This window comes from Paraburkholderia sp. SIMBA_054 (assembly GCF_046534875.1).
Classification (GTDB): domain Bacteria; phylum Pseudomonadota; class Gammaproteobacteria; order Burkholderiales; family Burkholderiaceae; genus Paraburkholderia; species Paraburkholderia hospita.
The window spans coordinates 1-264 of sequence record NZ_JAWRXV010000970.1; the positions used below are offsets into that span (position 1 = coordinate 1).

Consider the following 264-nt stretch of genomic DNA (forward strand, 5'->3'; position numbering starts at 1 on the left):
TGGATCAACGACAAAGAGCCGGCCGAGCAGATGGCGGCTGAGTTGAATGCGGAGGGGAAATGAGCGAGATCGTCCATACCCTGGCTGCGCTCGCAGCCCTGATCGAGGGTGACCGGGCGCTGGGCATGGAATCGGCAGCGCTATGCCTTGGCGTCCCGGTGCGGACCTTCCAGCAGATCGCCGCGCGCCCCGGGTTCCCGAAGCCAGCCAAGATGGGTCGCCGGTTGACGTGGCGCCGCCGCGAGCTCATGGACTGGTGGGAAG

Annotated in this window: 1 protein-coding gene; it reads left to right on the forward strand. The window is 66.7% G+C overall.

The genetic code is table 11. The features are described 5' to 3' along the window. Window positions 1-59 precede the first annotated feature (59 nt). Window positions 60-264: helix-turn-helix transcriptional regulator (locus tag SB822_RS58020; RefSeq protein WP_410859230.1), on the forward strand; the 205-nt coding region annotated here is incomplete at its 3' end.